This window comes from Pseudomonas sp. Irchel 3H7 (genome assembly GCF_900187605.1).
GTDB lineage: Bacteria > Pseudomonadota > Gammaproteobacteria > Pseudomonadales > Pseudomonadaceae > Aquipseudomonas.
Window position 1 is genome coordinate 194,008 of record NZ_FYEA01000012.1, and the last position, 20,438, is coordinate 214,445.

Here is a 20,438-nt window from a genome sequence, read left to right on the forward strand (position 1 = left end):
GGAGAGAGCGCTGAAATGAACGCCGAAGTGAACGTAGTCAGCGAGCGGACGTTGCATCCCATGGCCGTTAACGGCGAAGCGCTCCAGATTGTCGCGCACTGGTTAAAGTCCAATGGAACGCGTCAGATCAGGGAACCTGATCCGCGCCGGACGATGATCGAGCGTTACCCCGCTGGCCTGTTCAGCGAGGCCGAACTGGATGCATTGTGGGCTGTAATGGAAGGATAAGAAGAACAACAGGGATTGGTCAAAGCGCTGCCGGGATGGCGGCGCTTTTTTATGCACGACTATTTTGTACACACCCATTCAATGTGGGAGCGATCCTGCTCGCGAATGCTTCGGGTCAGTCGACATCGTCGTAACCTGATCCACCGCATTCGCGAGCAGGCTCGCTCCCACAGGGATTTGTGTGAAATCAGAAGCTGTAGGTGCCGGTCATCACGACGCTACGCGGCGCACCCGGTTGAATCTGATACTGGCTGGTTGCCGATGCGTAGTACTCACGATCGGTGATGTTGTTCAGCGCCGTGCGCAAATCCCAATCCTTGAAGCGGTAACCGACCAGTGCATCCCAGCGACCATAACCCGGCAGCACGGTGGTGTTGGCGTTATCGGCATAGCGTTGGCCAACCAGGGTCAGACCGGTTTCACCGTACCAGCCCATCTCCGGTTTCCAGGTCAGGAACAGGCTGCCGTTGTGCTTGGCGACGTTGTTGATGCGTTTGCCTTCCAGGCCGTTGTTGTCCTTCTCGATCTTCGCATCCTGCATACCGACGCCACCGCGCATGTACCAGTTGCCGACGATGTTACCGGTGGCGGTCAACTCGATCCCGCGCGATCGTTGCAGACCGGACATGACGGTCAGGGTCGGGTCGTTTGGATCGGTGGTGCGGCGGTTGTAGAGCTCCAGGTCATAGATCGCCAGCGTGGTGCTCAAGCGGTCATCGAACCAGTCGCTCTTCACGCCGATTTCTTTCTGCTTGGTCAGCTCAGGACTGAGGTCGTTGGTGTTGCCGGCCGCACCCGGGGTGATGCCGATCAAGCCACCACCCACGGGCGAAAACGTCTTCGACCACGAAGCGTAGAACGAGTGGTTCTGCAACGGCGTCCAGACCAGGCCGACGCGCGGGCTGGTGCTGTGGCTGTCGCGGTCTTCGGAGATGTTACGCAGCTTGTTGGTCGACTCGATATCGAAGGTGTCGTAACGCAAACCGCCAAGCAGTTGCCACTGATCGTTCAGGCGCAGTTGATCCTGCACGTAGACCGCACGGCTTTCGACTTCTGTATGGCTGCTGCTGGAGACCTGCATGCTGCCGGTGTGGCGCAGATTGCGGTTGGGGTTGTAGAGGTCGAGCGATGGCACGGGCTGCGCGCCCGGGGTTCTGCCAGTGGCGGCGTTGTACAGCGTCGGATCGCGGCGCTGACTGCCGATCTCGACGCCAGTGAGCAGACGATGTTCTAGGCCAAAGGTATCGAATCCGCCCTCGAGTTCAACGTTGTTATAGACGTTGCGGGTGGTCAGATCCTGCTGCCAGTGCTGACGCGTGACCTTGTTGGTCGCCGGGGTGTAACCGGTGAGGTAGGTGTTGTCGAAATCACTGTCGAGCTTGAACACGCCGAGGGTCTGGCGCAGTTGCCAGTTGTCGTTGATCTCGTAGCTGAGTTTGGAGCGCAGCGATTGCGACTTGTCGTCAATGAAATCGTGATCGTTGCCGTAGGTGGTGTCACGACCGACATCGGCCGGGCGCCCGTTGACGCCGGGAATGCCGCGATCTGGCGTGCGGTTGTAGCGGCTGTATTCGTATTGCACCAACCAGTTCAGGTCCGGCGTCAGTTGCCAGCTCATCGACGGTGCGAACAACTGACGATTGCCGCTGACGCCATCACGGAAGCTGTTTTCATCCATGTTGCCCATGTTCAGGCGCAGGCTGATGTTTTCGCTCGGATCGGTGCTGAGGTCGGCGTAAAGACTGCGCAAATCTTCGCTGCCACCCTGGGCTTCGATGGTCGAGCGTCGGCCGAACTCGGGCATTTTGCTCACGCGGTTGACGATCCCGCCCTGACTGCCCCGACCGTACAGCACGGCGGCCGGGCCTTTGAGCACTTCGACGCGTTCGATGTTGTGCAGGTCGCGCTTGTATTGGCTGTCGTCGCGAATGCCGTCGAGATAGAAATCGTTGCTGGCATCGAAACCGCGAATGCGCAGGCTGTCGAAACGGGTGTCGGCGCTGCTGCTGACGTTGGGCATGCCGCTCAACGCGTCGCCGATATCATTGGTGCCGTAGTTGGCGACGTTCGCGGTCTTGATCGAATCGATCGCCTGCGGCACGTAGCGCACCGGGGTTGAGGTGCGGGTTGCGGTGTTGCTGAGCTTCACGCGCGGGTCATCGGCTTGCGCTTCGGCGCTGATCGCGGTGGCGGGTAACTCGGTCGCGGAGTAGGCAAAACCACTGGACAGAAAAACAGAAAGCCCAAGGGTGACGGGCGTAAGACGGAACGGGGCAGGCATTTAACAGCGCATCCGAAAGGGTGGAAGAATTCGATCGCGCGAATGGTAATGCTTTGCATTTACTTCCGTTAATTATTCCTTATAAGTTCCCTGATCTGATTGTTTCAATTTGTGTCGCATTCGACACAATCTGCCTGAACGGCAATTTGACCGATTCATGAAACAGACTGAAAGCCATTCTGGCGTTTTTCCGCAAGAGTACGGGCACTAATCTGCCGCCATCGATTTCCCTCACTTTTTGCCGGAGTTTTCCCATGATCCTTCATTACGTCTACGACCCGTTATGCGGCTGGTGTTACGGCGCCAAGCCGCTGGTGGAAGCGGCGCAGGCAGTGCTGCCAGTGATCGCGCATGCCGGGGGAATGATGAGTGGCGCCAATCGCCAGCGCGTTTCGCCACAACTGCGCAATTACGTCATGCCCCACGACCGACGCATTGCCGAGTACACAGGCCAGCCTTTCGGCGAGGCCTATTTCGACGGTTTGCTGCGAGATCAATCGGCCGTGTTCGATTCGACGCCACCGATTGCTGCGGTCATGGCGGCCGAAGCCATCGACCGAGGCGGTCTGCGCATGTTGGGGCGGTTGCAGAGCGCGCACTATGTGGAAGGGCGACGCATTGCCGATTCAGCCGTGCTGTTGGAATTGGCGATGCAGATGGGCTATGCGCAGGACGATTTCCACATTGCGTTTGAGTCCGTTGATAGCGAGAGGCACGTAAAAGCCAGTCGCCAGTTTTTGGCGCAATTGGGCGGCCAGGGTTTTCCGACCATGGCTCTGGAGCAGGATGGCACATTCCAATTGATCGACATTAGTCCGTGGCTGGGCAAGCCGCAGGCATTTGCCGATTGGTTACAACAGGCAATCGTCCTCGATGAAAGCGGTAAATCTTCTGCATTCTGTTCTATTGATGGTTGCGCCTGATACGCACTGGATTCACTGGCTGTGTGCATTTCCCAGCAAGGAGTCAGCGCAAAATTTACGTTTCTTAGACGATTTTTACCTATTTAAAGACGATTCTTGAAATTGACACATTGTTCAGGGCGCGGCTACGATTCGGCCCAACGCCTGTGGCCAACCGCCATGACTCAAAATAAGGAGCAGGCCCGCCATCACGTTATCGTGGGCGGGCCTTTTTGTTTCGGGGTGAATAAAAGAGTGCAAAAGCGCCGTTTCCGCCGTTCGACACAGCGCGTTTCAACCCGTAATAAGGAAAACAAAATGTTGAACAAGCGAATCAGTCTGATCGCACTGGGGATGTTGAGCGCCACTCAGGCCATGGCTAACGACCAGGCCGAGTCCAAGGGTTTTGTTGAAGACAGCAGCCTCAAAGTGCTGCTGCGCAATGCCTACATCAATCGTGATTACAAAGACGGCAACAAAGACAAAGCCGAGTGGGGCCAAGCGGCCATCGGTACGTTCTCGTCCGGCTTCACCCAAGGCACCGTGGGTGTCGGTGTCGACGCTTTCGGTCTGTACGCACTGCGTCTGGACGGCGGCAAGGGCCGTAGCGGCGCCGGTGGTATCGATTTCTTCAAGCAGGAAAATGACGGTCGCGCGAACCATGACATAGCCAAGGGCGGTGCCGCGGTGAAGTTCCGCTTCTCCAACACCGTGTTGACCTACGGCGACCAGATGCCGGCCCTGCCAGTGCTGAGCTACGACAATGTGCGCCTGCTGCCGGAAAGCTACACCGGTACCCTGATCACTTCTAAAGAGATCAAAGGCCTGGAACTGAACGCCGGTCGTTTCACCGCCGAATCGCGCAAGAGCGACGAAGGCCGTGACAGCGGTGGTCTGAAGTCGATCAACGTGTTGGGCGGTAGCTACCAGTTCACTGAAAACTTCAAAGGCGCGCTCTACGCGTCCGACGTCGAAGACGTATTGAAGAAACAATACGTGAACGCCAACTACGTGTTGCCGTTCAACAAGGATCAGTCGCTGACCCTGGACTTCAACGGTTACCGCACCAAGCTGGACAACTCTTATGTCCGCGAAAACGGGGTAACCGGCGACGACAACAAGATCTGGAGCCTGGCCGCAACCTTCGCTACCGGCCCGCACTCGTTCACCGTGGCGCACCAGCGTTCCACCGGCGACAGCAACCTCGGTTACGCCTACGGCGGTTACCAGAAAGATCAAGGTCGTGTCGGTGACGGCGGTAACTCCATCTACCTGGCCAACTCCTACTGGTCCGACTTCAACGCTGAAGACGAACGCAGCTGGCAGCTGGGCTACGGCCTGGATTTCGGCGCATTCGGCGTACCGGGTCTGAGCTACAACTTCGCTTACGTGCGTGGCGACAACATCACCACCTCCACCAGCGAAGGCGGCACCGAGCGCGAGATCTTCAACCAGTTCAAATACGTCGTGCAGTCTGGCCCGGCCAAAGACCTGAGCGTGAAATTGCGCAGCTCGATCCTGCGTGTTTCGCAGAAATCCAGCGAGTACAACGTCAGCGGTAACGAACTGCGTGTATTCGTGGACTACCCGATCAACATCTTCTGATGCCTGATCAAGTGTAAGAAACATGAGAAAAACCCCGACTGGTTCGGGGTTTTTTTTCGACGGTTTTTCGATGAAAACCGGAAAAAACCTGTGTTTTTGTCATGTAAAAGTTGTTTTTAAGTGGCTGTAAACGCCGTTTCAAACAGGGCTTTAAATGCCTGAAATTCTTTCTCATGGACGCAATTTCTCCACCTAATAGATTAGGCCGCTCAACGCAGCGGAGAATTTGGTAATGATCGTTTTGAACAGAGAAGTGGGCGAATCGCTACGGCGCGACAAATATGTCAACGTCCAGGGTGGTGACTTCAATCTCTACGGTCATTTTGCCGACTTCGTCAGACTGACCAAAAGTTGGGAAAACATGGAGCCTGACAGTTACTACGGTCAGGCCGAAGCCGGCATGCGTTACCGTCGTTACAGCGACTTTGAGTACAACCCGAAAACCCGCGAGCTCAAGCAACTCGAACATCGCGCCTACGTGCAGTCGAAAGAGAACAACGCCTATGTCGGCGGCCTCGTGCGACACTTTCAGGACTTCTCCGACGAAGTGATTACTTCACCGGTGATGCGCAGCCTGATCGACACCGATTTCGAAGTGTACAAAAGCGTACTGCCGGAAGAGCTGCACGATGAAATCTGGCAGTGCCAGATCCATCAGATCCGCATCGAGATCAAACCCGGCAAACAACTGGAAATCACCCCTGAAGGCATTCACTGCGACGGCTATCCGTTCAGCGGTGTGCACTTCTGGGGCCGCAATAACGTCGAGGGTGCGGAGAGTCGTCTGTACGACATCCACGAGCATCAACTGGCGTCGACCACTTACCAGGAAATTCTCGACACCACCTACTTCCTCGATCGCGATATGCGCCACTACGTGACCCCGGCCCGCAACCCGCACACTCATGCGATGGCGTACCGGCAGATTCTGGCGATTTCCTTCTCGCGGCCCGGGACCGCTTTCGACATTGTTCGCTAATCAGATCACCCCAATCGATGGCGTCGAATGCTCGACGCCGGTGGTGCTGCGACGCGCCACGGCCAAGGATGCGCAGCGCATGGAGCGCTTCTTCCGCCAGTTCGACGAAGTGTCCTTCTGCGAATGGCAGGACGCCAAGTGCCTGCGCGGCGTGCTGATCCAGAAAACCACCACGGCCTATCTCGCCTTCGACATCGCCGGCGAAATCGTCGGCGCGGTGCTCGGCGGCATGCTCGGCAGTCGCGGCACCATCAATCATCTGGCCGTCAGCCCGCGCTATCGCAGCCAGGGCGTCGGTCAACGTCTGGTTGAAGCGGCGTCTTCCGACATGAAGCGTGTCGGTGTGTTGCGGATGTTTCTGTTCGTTGACGATGCTAACCTCGCGGGCAAGCGATTCTGGACTGCCCAGGGTTTTTGCGAGCCTCATGGCGAACGGACATTTGAGAGGGATCTATGAATGAAACGTCCGGCAGTGCGCCGCTGATGGCTGCCCATCAGCCATCGCGCACGTTTGCCGAAGCCAGCCCGGTCGTCGCCGGCTACTTCACGGTGTCATTCGTGTTCGGGCTGATGGCCGTCAACGCAGGCTTGCCGATGTGGCTGCCGGTGGCGATGTGTTTGTTCGTGTATGCCGGCGCTTCGCAATTCGCCGCATTGGCGCTGATCTCAAGTGGAGCGTCGCTGACCACCATCGTACTGACCACGTTCCTGATCAACGCGCGACACATGCTGATGTCGGTGTACATGGCCAAGGCCCTGCGCGCACTCGGCTTGAGTCGCATGGAGCGTTGGGCTTACGCCGGTGGCCTGACGGACGAATCCTTCGCTTTCCACAGCGTTAAACTCGGCACGGGTGCGCCGGTCAATGTGCGTTATCTGATCGGCTTCAATCTGTTCTGCCACACCTCGTGGGTGCTCGGCGGTTTGCTTGGCGCGGTTTGCGCGCAGTACGCGGCGCACCTGATCAAATATCAGCTCGACTACGCCCTGACGGCGATGATGCTCTACGTGCTGGTGTCGCTGTGCAACACGCGCAACAAACTCATCGCCGCCGCTGCTGCCGTGCTGTGCATGGGCGCGCTGAGCCTGGTCGGCAGTTCGCCGTTCAATGTGTTTATCGCCACGTTTGTGGGCTGCGGAGTGGGTGTATGCCTGACCAAACGTTCCTGATTCTGGTGGTCGCGCTGATGATGGCCGTGACTTTCCTGCCACGCGCCTTGCCCCTGCAAGTCAACACCGAGCACTGGCCGCCGTTTATTGCGCGGGCGCTGGAATACCTGCCGGTGGCGATCGTCGCTGCGATCAGCCTGACACCCTTATTGATCAAGGATCAGCACATACAGCTCGATCGCCCGGAATTCTATGCCGCGATTCCGACGTTGCTATGTGCGTATTTCAGCAAAAACCTCTTTCTCAGTGTGGCGGTTGGGACGGCTGCGTACATTGCGCTCGGCTCGTTCATGTAACGGCAGATCGACGACGTCGCTCAACGCCTGATTGGACAATTCCGGATTGTTCACTGCCAGGCGCACTTCGAGGAAATCCTCGAACCCGGGGAAAATCGTCAGGCCGTTCTTTTGCGCGGCCTCACGCGAAACCATGCCGACCGCGTCCATCTGCGTGATCAGCGACAGCGTCAGGGTCTCGCTGCACGAATAGACCATGCGCTGACCGTTCTCGTGATTGCCCAGCCCGGCGTCGAGAAAACGCAAAAAGCTGTGGGAATACGGACAATCTTCTGCAGGACGTACCTGGAACTTGTTGCCCAGCAAGGTCAGCGGATCATTCTCCTGACCGCAATGCGCACCGACCACCTGCACCTGCACATCCGGCAAGACAATGCTCGGTAAACCTGGCCGCTGCGGACCGATCAGCACCGCCAGGTCGAAGTCTTCATTCTTCAGCTTACTGAGGTTTTCCATCGACTCGGCGTAGCTGAACTCCATCTGATAATCGGGAAACACCTCGATCAGGCGCCCGATCATTCGCCGGTTGAAGTCAGTTGATAAGGTGTTGTTCAACGCAACCTTCAACGTCCGCTGCCCCGGCACTTTCAGCGCCTCGACCTTTTCTTCCATCTGTCGCGTGGCAATCAGCACTTTGTCCATATACGGCGTCAGCTCAGTGCCTTGCGGCGTCAGCGTCAGCCCTTTGTTGGAACGTCGAAACAAGCGGAAACCGAACTGCTCTTCGACCTTGTTCAACTGCGCGGCCAGCGCCTGCACGGTCAGGCACGAATGCTCGGCTGCGGCCGACAAAGAGCCGGTCTGCACGATGCGCATGAGGTTGCGTAAGGTTCTGCTATCCATGGGTAATGCCCTCTGAAGTGGGCTGGGTATTGTTGTTTACGAGACTGCCGGTCAGGCGCCATATGCTGGCTATATTCCTGTACCTGAGCATAGTTGTCGCGGGTTTAGTAGCGAATTGATGCCCCCGCCGATGGCTGGAGGCTGACACAGGATCGGGGTTTTTAGTGACGTGGGGGTGATGGGGGTCAAAAAAAGTGCTTGGTTTTGGTGCGTAGCGGCGATTTTTCACGGGGAAACGGCTGACAACGTTAGTGGTTTTGGCCTGCGAAATACGTGGATGCGTCTTAGGCGAACTTGCGACCGAGCTGATAGCGGCGACTCGTCAAAGCAGATGAAGTAGCAGTGGGGAGGCATCATGCCTATGTGGCTACAGATCTGTGTGAGGTAAGCGAAGTGATTGCATCAAAAGAAGCGGCCGATATGGAGTGCCAAGTTGGCAACAGGCTTCATCACGTTATTGAAATTCAAGAGCAACCGTCCATTGCACGAATTCCTACGGACAAGACTGCCCAAGCCATGTTGGAAGCACGAACTATTCGGCAGCGGTTCGATTCGGTCGACGAAATGCTCAAATCCGGTCATATCCGAATCCCAATCAATGGGGAATGTGGTAACCAGTAATACGCTTACGGAGCTTTTTTATCGATTTATTCGTATATGTACTAGTATCAAAGCAAGACAAATCTGGAGAGGCTCAATGACTACCTCATCCCCAGCCCTCACTCCACGCGAACAACTCGACGCCCCCGAAGCCGGCCGCGTTGCGCTGAAGTTCTTCTTCAACCTTATGGAGCGTTGGGGCTGCAGCGCAGAGCAGCAACGCACATTACTCGGCGGCGTTGGTAACACCACGTTCTACAAATACAAACATCTGCCGAACATACGTCTGCCTAACGACACCCTTGAGCGCATCTCCTACCTGATGGGCATTCACAAGGCGTTGAGCATCATCTTCAGCAATAACCGTGAGCGCGCCTATACGTGGGTCAGCAGTCCAAACACAGCGGCGCCGTTCAACGGGCAAACTGCATTGGATTACATGCTGGCGGGGAGAGTGATCGACATCGCCGATGTGCGTCGCTATCTCGATGGGGTACGCGGTTGAAGGCGCCCGATTTGGTTGATGTGGCGTGGACGCGAGCCTATCGGATCGTCAACAGCAGCTTCCCGCCGATTGCGTTGTTCGAAGACGTGCTCGATCCCGAAGATCTGGAAGTTGCCTACGCAATTGAAGCGCTGACCAATGATCGTCTGATCGAGCAGGCCGGGGTACTTGCCCGAGTGCGACCCGAAGACCGACTCTCTGGCCCCGGCTCGACTCCGGTGATGGCTGCGTTTACTCATATTGGCAAACGCAGTCGTTTCTGTGACGGCACCTTCGGCGTTTACTACGCTGCGAGCAGTCAGGCTGCGGCCATCGCCGAGACCTGTTATCACCAGGAGCGATTTCTTGCGGCGACTCGGGAAGCGGATCTCGAGTTGACCATGCGGACTTACGTCAATCGGGTGGTTAAACCGCTACACGATATTCGCCACGTTCACCCCGAGCTGCACAATCCGGATCCGGAGGCTTACGGGCGGTCTCAGCTATTCGCCCGTCAACTGCGCGAAACCGAGTCGTGGGGACTGCTCTACAACAGCGTTCGCCAGCCTGGCCATGAATGCGTTGCCGCGTTTCGGCCGCCAGCGGTATCGATTCCGAAGCAGGGCAAGCATCTGCGTTATGTGTGGAGCGCGAGTCAGCAGAAGATTTCGTTTGTGCTTGAAATCAGTCAGGTCTGAAACGCAAAAGCCCTCGCATCGGCGAGGGCCTTACACCGGTGTTTACATCAACGGTTTGTCCGGCGGCGCATCCATCACTTTCACCACATCATCGATCAGCGCTTTGCTCAATTCCTGCAAATACTGCGAGGCATAAGCGTGAAGATCAGGATCGCGCGAGACTGTGGAATCTGCGGTCAGTAGCTTGGAAATGTGAAGTAAATGTGAGGCGTGCGAGAGAGCGGCGATCACTGGAACGCCACGATTGGTGCGGAACAGCGCTTGATTGGCCTGGAAGGAAAAGTGCGTGAGGCCTGGGGTTTTCAAATGGAGGTAGTCGGTCATTTCGCTTCACCTGCCGTAAGGAAGTGTCGTGAGGTGACCGTTTCTGCAGCTCTGTGAATTGCTGATGGATCAATGGCATTCATTTGTGAACTCCCTGTATCAAATGAGAGCCGCCATTTTCGTTCTCAGGCGAAAGGGTGGCAGCTATGCGCAGGCTGAGAAACCGGAGATACAGGAACCCGGCAGACCCGAAGGTCTCCCACGCACAGCCGCCATTACACGTGGATGCGGGCACAAAAAAGCGCCGGCAATCGTGATTTGGGGCGCTGGTGCGCCTGTATCTTACGCGGGTTCTCAGGCCCGGTCGCTGAATAGGCAGCGACGAACTGAACGGTAGCTTTGCGAGGGGCGAATGAGCAACGGTGGCTAGTAGTGGCTTGTCGTTACAACAGATTTCACAAGGCTTCGCGCCATGCATTTCGTCGATCTGTCCCTATAAACGTTTATGGTTTGTTTGTACGGCGTAGCCGTATAGTCAGGTTCATGTATACAATCATCGAAACGGAAATGTTCAAGCGCTATGCAGACGCCATATGGGTCGATGGTGAGCGCCATGAATTCATAAATTGGCTTGCTGCAAATCCTCTGGCTGGTGATGTCGTGCCTGGCAGTGGAGGTTTGCGCAAGGTGCGGTGGACTCGCACCGGCATGGGTAAGCGAGGCGGTACACGTGTCATTTATTACAACACGCTTTCTGAAGGTTCGATTTGGTTGCTCATTGCCTACACCAAGGCAAAGCTCGACAACTTGCCCGTAGCCTTCCTTAAGCAACTGAAGGAGGAAATCAGCGATGGTCGATGAACTGGAGCAATTCCAGCAGGACTTGCTGGAATCTGTACGTCAGATGAAGGCTGGAAAGGCTGCGCGCGTGACTCAAGTGCCGCTCTCTGCGGCAGCAGAAGCGCGTGCCAAAGTGGGCGTTTCTCAAAGTGCGTTTGCCAAACTGATCGGTGTGAGTCTGCGGACTTTGCAGGATTGGGAGCAGGGTCGCCGGCAGCCGACGGGTGCGGCTCAAACTCTCCTTAGGGTCGCCCGCCAGCATCCGGAAGTTTTGCGGGATCTGCATCCTGCTTGATACCACTTAAAACCTTTGGGCAGACTTCTGCTACAGAAAACAACAAAGCCCCTGCATTTCTGCAGGGGCTTCGTTTTGTATGGCGTCGGCACCAAAATCGTAAAAAAGAATTCAGGTTACAACTCTCTATTAATTGAAAAACGTGGTCTGTCTCCAATTCTCCTCAGCTGTACCCCATGAGAGGAATCGTGATGTTCGAATATGCGTTGGAAGTTCACGAAGAGCCGGACAGTGTCTGGTTGTCCTGCGCAGAAATTCCAGAGATGCACGCCGTTGGCGACACCCTTGAACAGGCGCTCGACAGTGCTATCGATGCCATCGAGACCGCCCTGTCGATCTACGTCGATGATCGTCGATTGATTCCGACGGGGCAGGCGGGAGAACAGAAAAGTGACGTCGTGTTGCGTCTGCCTGCGTTGACCGCGGCGAAGGTTGCGCTTTGGAATAAGCTCTTGGAGTCCGGTGTGAGCAAAGCCGAACTGGCGCGTCGTCTCGGCGTGCAACGGCCGCAGGTAGATCGACTGGTGGATTTTTTGCACCACTCCAAGATCGAGAATGTTGAACGTGCGTTGCAGCAGCTTGGGCGAAGGATTTCGCTTTCGGTTGAAGCAGCGTAGGTTCCGCATTTAACGTTGGGAAACGCCGCAATAGCCTCAGCTTCAGAGAATCTGTTCGGAAAACGAGGTGTCCGGTGTTTTTTACAGCAGACTCATTAATGTTCAATTTGGTAGCTGACCGCTTTTAATTAGGCAAAGTCAGCAACCTGTCCGTAGTCTTCCTTAAGCAATTGAAGGAGGAAATCAGCGATGGTCAATGAAGTCGTCTCGTGTCTCGTCTAGGCTTCGCAGCCCGCTTTCGGCGTCTTCAAAGCTCTTCATGCAGGTTTTGCCATAGGCCGACAAGGCCAATTTGCTGCGTTGGGTGAGTTGAACGTCGGATGTACACAAGTCGATGAATAACGAGAGTGAGTGCCCTGCCTCCTCAAATGCTTCGCGGATTTCCATGGCGTTTTTTCGTTTTGACATCACTTGCTCCGTGGGCGACGTTGTCCGTGGCGAGTTTATGCGTAAATTTCCGCGTCAAAACCAACTTCGCGTATCAACTTGTAACGGATCAGCAAGCTTGAATACTGGCGGTGGGACAGTTCGAGATCTCAACGACTGACAAGGGATTGAGTGGAGTCTTTTCAGATTTTCGTTGTTGCTCTATCGGCGAGGATTTCTGCAGGATGATGAAGTAAGGTGGTCTTGTGGTGGATTGCCGATCTACTCCAAAGATCTTTTTAGATCTTGAGGGGGGCACCGTTCACAAGCTGAGGGGCAACGCAGTTACCACTCGGCTATTGCGCTTCCGTATTCAAACGCCAGAAACAACAAAGCCCCTGCATTTCTGCAGGGGCTTCGTTTTGTATGGTGCCGGCACCAGGAGTCGAACCCGGGACCTACTGATTACAAGTCAGTTGCTCTACCAACTGAGCTATACCGGCGTGTGGGCGACGATTATAGCGACTGGATAATTTCTGTAAACCCCTGAATTCTGACTATTTTTGCATCTTTGCAAATCAAGCCCTGCGCAGCACATTTCGCAGCGTTTGCAGCGCCTTCAATGTGCGGCTGTTTTGCAGGGCCGCCAGTTGCGCTTCGGCCTGTTCGGCGCGTTGCAGAGCGTTGGCCAGTTGTTGGGCGGTGTCGACTTCGCTGGCGCTGATCGGGTGAGCGAAGGCGTGGCCTTTGCATAATTGGAAGTTGTCGAGGTTGCACGGCGGGATGTCGAACGCGGGTTTGAGGTTGTGGTGTTCGTCGGCGAGGAACCAGGTGTTGAGGCCGTCGAACAGGATCGATTGATAGCCTGCGTCGGTGATCAGGTGTTCCCACGTGTGATCGCGCAGCCATGGGGTTTCGACGACGATGACCCAAGGGCGGAAGCGACTGAAGTCCATGCCACGCAGAACGGTTTCTTCGTGGCCTTCCACGTCGATTTTGAGGAAATGGATCGGGCGGTCGGCGGCGTATTGTTCGCAGATCGAGGTCAGCGTGCGAGCCTTGACCGTGAGGCTCTGCACGTTCATGCCGAGGTCTTTGCGTTGCTGGGCGACGGCGGGGTCGGCGGTGGAGAGGCCTGTGCCGGGAATGCCGTAGAAGGTCGTTTCGCCGGGTTGGTCGCTGGCGATGCATTGGACGGTGGCGTCGCGCGGGCGTTGTTGGCAGAGCGCGTCGTAGTAGTTTTGCATCGGCTCGACATTAACGCCGTGCCAGCCGTGGTCGTAGAAGGCTCTGGTGACAGAGTCGTGGCTGGGGTCGTTGGCGCCGACGTCGATGTAGAAACCGTGCTCGAACTGTTTAAGCGCGCGCCACAAGCGGACGTCTTCAAAATTTTGCGCATAAGAAATGAACGTCACGGGCGCTTCCTGTCGGTCTGATTGTTCTTGTTTGGAGACGCGCTGGCGGCACGCTGTGGACTTGTATAGCAAGGCTGGCGATGCGCCGCAATTATTCGCTTCGGACCGGTGAATTTCGGCGGTTATGTCGTTTTGATTGACGGCTTATGCACAACGGGCTGGCACGAGACCATGCTTAGGCAGTTATTTGTGGACGCGTTCTCATTTTGTTCGCAAATCCCTGTTTTATTGGTTTTTTATCAATGTGAACAAAAAATGACCAGTGCTGTTAAGGGCTCGAAACAGGCATGGATATTGGATCCACGAAGAATTCATCAACAGAGTTATCCACAGGAAGTCGATGAATTATTCGCGTTCGGCCAATAGCAGCAGGTTACGTGGTGTGAGGGGGGCCTCGCAGAAAGTGCCGAGGCGTACGACGTATCCCTGTTCTGCGAGGAAAAGTGCCCGATCCAGATTCAGCCAAAGCTCAAGTGGCCGTCGGAACAATCCGCGAAGCAATTCCAGGTTGCGAACTTCGGCCAACCGCAGCCAACCGGCTGCTTCGAGTGCGGGCCAATCTGGCGAGCCGATTGTGGATAACTCTTTTAGCGCTGCGAGATCGCGACAGTATTCAGCGAACGGTCTGTCCAGCCAGGCGCTGGGCAGGGAGGGCGTTGGCAGGTATTCGTCGACGCCGCGCACTTGCCGTTGCAGCAGGTCGAAGGCCAGGCGACGGGCCATTGAGGTGTCACGCTGACGTCGGACGCGGGCTCCGGCGGTGACGGTTTCGCTCATTGGCAGCGCCAGATCTTCGACTGAGAGCTGTAGGAGCGATGCCAGTCCGGCGTGGGACAACGGCTGATATTCGCTGCAACTGATGCGGTTGTAGCAGCAGGGCGCGATCGCCATTTGCTGGCAACCTGCAGCACTGGCCAGTTGCATCAGCCGAACATGTAGATCGCCACACGCGTGGAGGGCGACGGGCGTATGAGTCGCGCTCAACACGGCAGAGGCATTCGCCGCCAGTACATCCTGTTCCACGTGCAAGGCATGGAGGTGATGACGCTGGCTCAATGCCTGACCGCTGGCGACCAAAAGCGGATCGTATTCAACGCAAGTCAGTTGCTGCCCCAAACCCAACAAGCGCCGCCCCAAATGACCCTTGCCCGAGCACCAATCCAGCCAGTGCGTCGGCTGCGAAGCAAAGGACAATCGACTGGCAAACGCCTCGATCTGCTGCCACTTGCGCCCCGGCACATCGACATTCAGTCGATGGCCCGCAGCTTTCAGCGCATGTCCCGGCAACTCACCGACCGCGCTCAGCTCAGCCGACAACGCCGCCAATGAAGCAAACGGCTCCGGCGCATCGACAAGATCAGCGGGCTGGTTGTGAGCGTTTTCCGCGTCTTCCAGAGTGCGCCCGCGTAGCCACAAGGCTAACTCCGGGCAGGACGCTTCCCAGGCAAGAGAACGGTGAGTGAACGGCCGAGGTTTCCATAACGCCTGATGCGTTGTCAGAAAAGCATCCAGCGCCGTGAAGCGGGCGAGTAAGTCCTCGCCCGTCAGCACGTGGGAAGGATCAACGCCCTTGGCAGGCATCGACGCGCAGCCAGCGCTCCAGCAGCTTGAAGCCGCGCACGAGCACGTAAGCCATCAGCAGATAGAACACGCCAGCAGCGAAGAAGATCTCCACCGGCAGGTAGGTGCGGGCAATGATCGTGCGCGCCATGCCGGTCAGTTCCAGTAAGGTCACGGTGCTGGCCAGCGCACTGGCCTTGAGCATCAGGATCACTTCGTTGCTGTAGGCCGGCAGGCCGATGCGCGCGGCACGCGGCAGGATGATGTAGAACATCGCTTTCGGCTTCGACATGCCCAGGGCTCGCGCGGCTTCGATCTCGCCCGGTGGAATCGCCTGAATCGCCCCGCGCAGGATCTCGGCGATGTACGCCGCCGTGTGCAGCGTCATGGTCACGGTCGCACACCAGAACGGATCGCGCAGGTACGGCCACAACGCGCTTTCACGCACCGCATCGAACTGCGCCAGGCCGTAATAAACCAGGAACAGCTGCACCAGCAGCGGCGTGCCACGGAAAAAGAAGATGTAAGCGTACGGCAGCGAACGCACGTACCACAGCTTCGAAGAGCGGGCGATGCCCAGCGGAATCGCCAGCAGCAGACCGGCAATCACGGCGATGGCCACCAGTTCCAGGGTCAAGGTTGCGCCCTGCGCCAGTTTCGGCAGCCACTTGATGATCACTTCCCAGTTCATTAAGCGCTCCTCGCAAAGCCGCGAGCGGCGCGTTTTTCCAGGAAGTGCATGCCGGTCATCGCCAGCACGGTCAGGCCCAAATACATGATCGCGGCGACCATATAGAAGGTGAACGGTTGTTTCGACACGGTCACGCCGATTTGCGCGTGGCGCATGATTTCTTCCAGGCCAATGACCGAGACCAGCGCGGTGTCTTTCATCAGGATCATGAACAAATTGCCCAGGCCGGGCAGGGCGATGCGCCACATCTGCGGCATGATCAACCGGGTGAAGATCCGCCATTTCGACAGGCCCAGGGCCTGGCCGGCCTCACGGTGGCCTTTGGGAATGGCGAGGATCGCGCCGCGAAACACTTCCGTGGCGTAGGCGCCGAAGCACAGGCCCAGGGCGATCACGCCAGCGGCGAAAGCGTTGAGTTGCAGGTCGGGGTTGCCGAAGAACTCACCGAGGGTGCGCATCAGGTTGACCGTACCGAAGTAGATCAACAGCACCCAGAGCAATTCCGGGACGCCACGCACCAGGGTCGAATAAGTGCCGCCAAGCCACTGCAGCGGCTTGTACGAGGAAGTCTTGGCCAAGGCGCCGAGCAGGCCGAGCACCAGTCCCAGGCACAGGGCGGTGAGAGCCAGTTGGACGGTCATCAGCGCGCCGGCAGCGAGGGCCGGGCCGAATCCGTAGAGGTCGATAATCATGGAGTTCTGTTCAAATTGCGGCAGGCAAAGTCGGGAGCCGGCGCCGTGCAATCACGGCGCCGGTCCCACAGGTCAGGATCAGTAGATGCTGAACGGGAAGTACTTGTCGTTGATCTTCTTGTAGGTACCGTCGGCGACGATTTCCTTCAGGGCGGCGTTGAGCTTCTCACGCAGCGGGTCACCTTTGCGCACAGCGATGCCGATCTTGTCGCTCTCTACGACCGGGTCGCCTTTGAACTCGTAGTTCTTGCCGGCGTCGCTTTTCAGCCAGTCATAGTTTGCGTATTTGTCGGCGAGGATCGCGTCGACACGACCGGAAGTCAGGTCGAGGTAGGCGTTTTCCTGGGTGTCGTAGAGGCTGACTTTGATGTCGTCGGCGTAGGTGTCTTCCAGCCAGGTACCGGCCAGGGTCGCACGCTGGGTACCGATGGTCTTGCCTTTCAGCGAGTCCTTGTCGGTTTTGAAGTCGACGTTTTTCGGTGCGATGAACTGCAGCTTGTTCGAGTAGTACGGGTTGGTGAAGTCCACCGCGCCTTTGCGCTCTTCGGTAATCGACAGCGAGGAGATCAGGAAGTCGAACTTCTTCGCGTTCAGGGCCGGGATGATGCCGTCCCAGTCGGAAGTGACTACGGTGCATTCGACTTTCATCTTCGCGCACAGCGCGTCGCCGATGTCTTTGTCGAAGCCGACCACGTTACCGCTGGCATCTTTATTGTTGAACGGCGGGTAAGCCGCTTCGATGCCCATCTTCAGGGTTTCAGCCATGGCACCGGCGCTGAACGCGAGGGTGACAGCGGCGGCCAGGAAGACCTTCTTGAAATTCTGCATGCATGTTGCTCCGTTAGCGGTTGCTGGACATGAATTGTTTGCAGCGCGCCGAAAGCGGGTTTTCGAACACCTGCTGAGGCGATCCTTGCTCTTCTATAAGGCCTTGGTGAAGGAACACCACTTCGCTGGAGACCTGACGGGCGAAGCCCATTTCGTGGGTCACGAGCAGCATGGTGCGGCCTTCTTCGGCCAATGCGCGGATGACACTAAGTACTTCCTGAACCATTTCCGGGTCAAGCGCCGAGGTGGGTTCGTCGAACAGGATCACCTTCGGTTGCATTGCCAGCGTGCGGGCAATCGCCGCGCGCTGTTGCTGACCGCCGGACAATTGCGCCGGGTAGGCGTGGCGCTTGTCGGCGATGCCGACCTTGGCCAGCAGCGCTTCGGCGACTTCGATCGCCTCGGCTTTGCTCTGGCCGAGCACGCGACGCGGTGCCTCGATGATGTTGTCGAGGATGCTCATGTGCGGCCACAGATTAAAGTTTTGAAACACAAAACCAATCTCGGAGCGCAGACGGTTGATCTGTTTGCCATCGGCGGCAACCAGTTCGCCATTCTTGGCGGCCTTGAGCTTGAGTTCTTCACCGGCCACCAGAATCTGGCCCTGGTGCGGGTTCTCCAACAGGTTGATGCAACGCAGGAACGTGGACTTGCCGGAACCGGAGGAACCGAGGATCGAGATCACATCGCCGTCGCGGGCGGTCAGCGAGATGCCTTTGAGCACCTCAAGCTGTCCGTAGCGTTTGTGCAAGTTGCGGATTTCAAGCGCGGGCGTGGCCTCAGCCATGTGCGTTCCTCATATATGTTGCGCTCCAGCTGTTGGATGGCCTTCCTGGCGAGGCGGCCAAGCTAGCATAGCGTTTCAATGGCAGCCAACAGCGCTACGAGCGGTTAACGGGTGGCATGTGGCAGGTTGTCGCATCGGCACAGCAGACTGTCGCCCCATCAACAACCGAACGGGTGTTTGATCGTGCAAACCCGTGGGTGTCGCGTAAAAAAAGGCGCGATGTTGCCAGCTTTGGCGGGGTGTTGGAAGCGCTATCCGGCCGAACGTTCCTGATTCGCCCTTTTATTGTGCATCACACACTTTTTCAGTGTGTTTCTGGTGCGCCAATTCGTCTTGAAAGTGAGTCGCAGGGTAACGCTCTGGCGAATAGCCATTAATCTCAAGGACTTGCGATGACCGTCCGGTCGTGCGCAAAGCCCCGAGCCAGAAGACTTTGAAACATTTTGGCGCATTTATTGCGTGCAGAATCCGGAACGCCCTGTTGGTTTCTTTTTACGAGAAAGAACACACCAGGCAGGACGGACTGAATCGCTTTCCTCGCAAAGGTAGTTTCGATGAGCAGTACCCCAAGCTCCAATGGCCTCGAACAGGGGCTCAAACCGCGTCATGTGACCATGTTGTCGATCGCCGGTGTAATCGGCGCCGGTCTGTTCGTTGGCTCTGGCCACGCCATCGCTGCCGCCGGCCCTGCCGTGCTGCTGGCTTATGCCGCCGCCGGTACCCTGGTGGTGTTGGTGATGCGCATGCTCGGCGAAATGGCTGTTGCCTCGCCGGACACCGGTTCGTTCTCGACGTACGCCGACCGTGCCATCGGGCACTGGGCCGGTTTCACCATCGGCTGGTTGTACTGGTGGTTCTGGGTCTTGGTGATTCCACTGGAAGCCAACGCCGCCGCAACCATCCTGCACGCATGGTTCCCTGATGTCGGCATCTGGGCGTTCGCGCTGGTCATCACCCTGTTGTTGACTGTCACCAACCTGTTCAGCGTAAAGAATTACGGCGAGTTCGAATTCTGGTTCGCGTTGATCAAAGTGCTGGCGATCATCGGCTTCATCATCCTCGGTCTGGCGGCGATCTTCGGCTTCCTGCCGAACAGTCAGGTCAGCGGCGTTTCGCACCTGTTCGACAGCGGCGGCTTCCTGCCAAACGGCATGGGCGCGGTACTGGGCGCGATTCTGACCACGATGTTCTCCTTTATGGGTACCGAAATCGTGACCATCGCGGCCGCGGAATCGAAGAACCCGGGCAAGCAAATCTCCAAGGCCACCAATTCGGTGATCTGGCGGATCGGTTTGTTCTACCTCGTATCGATTTTCATCGTTGTGGCCCTGGTGCCATGGAACGATCCTACGCTGGCCAACCTCGGCTCCTACCAGACCGTGCTTGAGCGCATGGGCATCCCGAACGCCAAGATGATCGTCGACATCGTGGTACTGGTCGCGGTGACCAGCTGCCTGAACTCGGCGCTGTACACCTCGTCGCGCATGCTCTTCTCCCTCGGCAAGCGTGGCGATGCACCGGCCATGGCGACACGGGTGAACAAAAGCGGTACGCCTTACTGGGCCGTAATGCTGTCCACCGGCGCGGCATTCCTGTGCACCTTCGCCAACTACGTGGCCCCGGCGGCGGTGTTCGAATTCCTGTTGGCCAGCTCCGGTGCGATCGCCCTGTTGGTGTACCTGGTGATCGCGTTCTCGCAACTGCGTATGCGTAAACAACGCATGGCGCGCGGCGAGAAAATCGTTTTCAGCATGTGGCTGTTCCCAGGCCTGACCTACGCGGTGATCATCTTCATCGTCGCGGCGCTGACCATCATGCTGTTCCAGGAAGCGCATCGCGTAGAGATCCTCGCGACTGGTTTGCTGAGTCTGATGGTGGTGGCAGTCGGTTTGTTGGTAGCACGCCGTCGCAAGCTGGAAAAACGTGGCGCGGTGGTGTTGAACTGATCCGTTACGCGTAATGCAAAACGGCCGCTGTCAGTGATGACAAGCGGCCGT

The 20,438-nt window shown here is 57.1% G+C and carries 23 protein-coding genes and 1 tRNA gene; 13 read left to right on the forward strand and 11 right to left on the reverse strand.

Annotated elements, in window-relative coordinates; translation table 11 throughout:
* The first annotated feature begins 15 nt into the window (after window positions 1-15).
* The gene (locus CKW38_RS22895) at window positions 16-228 is read left to right on the forward strand and encodes a hypothetical protein (protein ID WP_095113948.1); all 213 of its coding nucleotides are present in this window, start codon (window positions 16-18) and stop codon (window positions 226-228) included.
* 187 nt (window positions 229-415) lie between these two features.
* Here CKW38_RS22895 and CKW38_RS22900 read toward each other — a convergent pair whose 3' ends face one another.
* On the reverse strand, window positions 416-2,509 hold the full coding sequence (locus CKW38_RS22900; protein ID WP_095113949.1) for a TonB-dependent siderophore receptor: 2,094 nt from the start codon (window positions 2,507-2,509) through the stop codon (window positions 416-418).
* Between the two features lie 254 nt (window positions 2,510-2,763).
* Between CKW38_RS22900 and CKW38_RS22905 the strand changes: the two genes are divergently transcribed.
* From CKW38_RS22905 to CKW38_RS22930, 6 genes are all read left to right on the forward strand, one after another.
* Window positions 2,764-3,432, forward strand: a complete 669-nt coding sequence (locus tag CKW38_RS22905; RefSeq protein ID WP_095113950.1) for a DsbA family protein — start codon at window positions 2,764-2,766, stop codon at window positions 3,430-3,432.
* Between the two features lie 297 nt (window positions 3,433-3,729).
* Window positions 3,730-5,016: an OprD family porin gene (locus CKW38_RS22910; protein ID WP_007909120.1), complete on the forward strand. Its 1,287-nt coding sequence runs from the start codon at window positions 3,730-3,732 to the stop codon at window positions 5,014-5,016.
* 232 nt (window positions 5,017-5,248) lie between these two features.
* Entirely contained in the window at window positions 5,249-5,995 is a 747-nt protein-coding gene (locus CKW38_RS22915) for a 2OG-Fe dioxygenase family protein (RefSeq protein WP_007909122.1), read from the forward strand.
* A 79-nt stretch (window positions 5,996-6,074) separates the two neighbouring features.
* Window positions 6,075-6,452, forward strand: coding sequence for an N-acetyltransferase (locus CKW38_RS22920; RefSeq protein ID WP_007909123.1), 378 nt, complete (start codon window positions 6,075-6,077; stop codon window positions 6,450-6,452).
* Complete coding sequence (locus CKW38_RS22925) at window positions 6,449-7,165, forward strand: AzlC family ABC transporter permease (protein ID WP_007909125.1); 717 nt, start codon at window positions 6,449-6,451, stop codon at window positions 7,163-7,165. The genes CKW38_RS22920 and CKW38_RS22925 overlap by 4 nt, the downstream gene beginning before the upstream one ends.
* Entirely contained in the window at window positions 7,144-7,461 is a 318-nt protein-coding gene (locus tag CKW38_RS22930) for an AzlD domain-containing protein (protein WP_007909127.1), read from the forward strand. Before CKW38_RS22925 ends, CKW38_RS22930 begins: the two co-directional genes overlap by 22 nt.
* Here the strand turns inward: CKW38_RS22930 and CKW38_RS22935 are convergent.
* Window positions 7,378-8,304 carry a LysR family transcriptional regulator gene (locus CKW38_RS22935; protein ID WP_007909129.1) on the reverse strand — a complete coding sequence of 309 codons (927 nt, stop codon included), beginning with the start codon at window positions 8,302-8,304 and terminating at the stop codon, window positions 7,378-7,380. The two genes, CKW38_RS22930 and CKW38_RS22935, sit on opposite strands and share 84 nt — an antisense overlap.
* A 697-nt stretch (window positions 8,305-9,001) precedes the next feature.
* On the opposite strand from CKW38_RS22935, the gene CKW38_RS22945 reads away from it, so the two are divergent.
* Together CKW38_RS22945 and CKW38_RS22950 are read left to right on the forward strand one after the other, a co-directional pair.
* Entirely contained in the window at window positions 9,002-9,409 is a 408-nt protein-coding gene (locus CKW38_RS22945; RefSeq protein ID WP_095113951.1) for an MbcA/ParS/Xre antitoxin family protein, read from the forward strand.
* Between the two features lie 11 nt (window positions 9,410-9,420).
* Entirely contained in the window at window positions 9,421-10,086 is a 666-nt protein-coding gene (locus CKW38_RS22950; protein ID WP_095113986.1) for an RES family NAD+ phosphorylase, read from the forward strand.
* A 42-nt stretch (window positions 10,087-10,128) separates the two neighbouring features.
* Here the strand turns inward: CKW38_RS22950 and CKW38_RS22955 are convergent, their stop codons facing one another.
* A complete protein-coding gene (locus tag CKW38_RS22955; protein ID WP_007909136.1) occupies window positions 10,129-10,410 on the reverse strand; it encodes a DUF3077 domain-containing protein in 282 nt (93 codons plus the stop codon).
* A gap of 483 nt (window positions 10,411-10,893) precedes the next feature.
* Here CKW38_RS22955 and CKW38_RS22960 point away from each other — a divergent pair, with 483 nt between their 5' ends.
* The 3 genes from CKW38_RS22960 (at window position 10,894) to CKW38_RS22970 (ending at window position 12,102) form a co-directional block, all read left to right on the forward strand.
* A complete protein-coding gene (locus CKW38_RS22960) occupies window positions 10,894-11,211 on the forward strand; it encodes a hypothetical protein (RefSeq protein WP_007909143.1) in 318 nt (105 codons plus the stop codon).
* Window positions 11,201-11,485: a DNA-binding transcriptional regulator gene (locus CKW38_RS22965; protein WP_007909144.1), complete on the forward strand. Its 285-nt coding sequence runs from the start codon at window positions 11,201-11,203 to the stop codon at window positions 11,483-11,485. Before CKW38_RS22960 ends, CKW38_RS22965 begins: the two co-directional genes overlap by 11 nt.
* Before the next feature lie 191 nt (window positions 11,486-11,676).
* Window positions 11,677-12,102 carry a type II toxin-antitoxin system HicB family antitoxin gene (locus CKW38_RS22970; RefSeq protein ID WP_095113952.1) on the forward strand — a complete coding sequence of 142 codons (426 nt, stop codon included), beginning with the start codon at window positions 11,677-11,679 and terminating at the stop codon, window positions 12,100-12,102.
* A 183-nt stretch (window positions 12,103-12,285) separates the two neighbouring features.
* Here CKW38_RS22970 and CKW38_RS22975 read toward each other — a convergent pair whose 3' ends face one another.
* The 8 genes from CKW38_RS22975 to CKW38_RS23010 form a co-directional block, all read right to left on the reverse strand.
* Entirely contained in the window at window positions 12,286-12,510 is a 225-nt protein-coding gene (locus CKW38_RS22975; RefSeq protein WP_095113953.1) for a hypothetical protein, read from the reverse strand.
* Window positions 12,511-12,895: 385 nt separating this feature from the next.
* Window positions 12,896-12,971, reverse strand: a tRNA-Thr gene (locus tag CKW38_RS22980).
* 75 nt (window positions 12,972-13,046) lie between these two features.
* Entirely contained in the window at window positions 13,047-13,883 is an 837-nt protein-coding gene (locus tag CKW38_RS22985; RefSeq protein WP_095113954.1) for an FkbM family methyltransferase, read from the reverse strand.
* Between the two features lie 345 nt (window positions 13,884-14,228).
* Window positions 14,229-15,464: a methyltransferase gene (locus CKW38_RS22990; protein WP_095113955.1), complete on the reverse strand. Its 1,236-nt coding sequence runs from the start codon at window positions 15,462-15,464 to the stop codon at window positions 14,229-14,231.
* The gene (locus tag CKW38_RS22995; RefSeq protein WP_007909164.1) at window positions 15,445-16,134 is read right to left on the reverse strand and encodes an ABC transporter permease; all 690 of its coding nucleotides are present in this window, start codon (window positions 16,132-16,134) and stop codon (window positions 15,445-15,447) included. Before CKW38_RS22995 ends, CKW38_RS22990 begins: the two co-directional genes overlap by 20 nt.
* On the reverse strand, window positions 16,134-16,826 hold the full coding sequence (locus tag CKW38_RS23000; RefSeq protein WP_095113956.1) for an ABC transporter permease: 693 nt from the start codon (window positions 16,824-16,826) through the stop codon (window positions 16,134-16,136). Before CKW38_RS23000 ends, CKW38_RS22995 begins: the two co-directional genes overlap by 1 nt.
* A 78-nt stretch (window positions 16,827-16,904) precedes the next feature.
* Window positions 16,905-17,654: an ABC transporter substrate-binding protein gene (locus CKW38_RS23005; RefSeq protein ID WP_007909166.1), complete on the reverse strand. Its 750-nt coding sequence runs from the start codon at window positions 17,652-17,654 to the stop codon at window positions 16,905-16,907.
* Between the two features lie 13 nt (window positions 17,655-17,667).
* The gene (locus tag CKW38_RS23010) at window positions 17,668-18,441 is read right to left on the reverse strand and encodes an ABC transporter ATP-binding protein (RefSeq protein ID WP_007909167.1); all 774 of its coding nucleotides are present in this window, start codon (window positions 18,439-18,441) and stop codon (window positions 17,668-17,670) included.
* A 554-nt stretch (window positions 18,442-18,995) separates the two neighbouring features.
* Between CKW38_RS23010 and gabP the strand changes: the two genes are divergently transcribed.
* Window positions 18,996-20,387, forward strand: a complete 1,392-nt coding sequence (gene gabP / locus CKW38_RS23015; RefSeq protein WP_095113957.1) for a GABA permease — start codon at window positions 18,996-18,998, stop codon at window positions 20,385-20,387.
* Window positions 20,388-20,438: the final 51 nt, after the last annotated feature.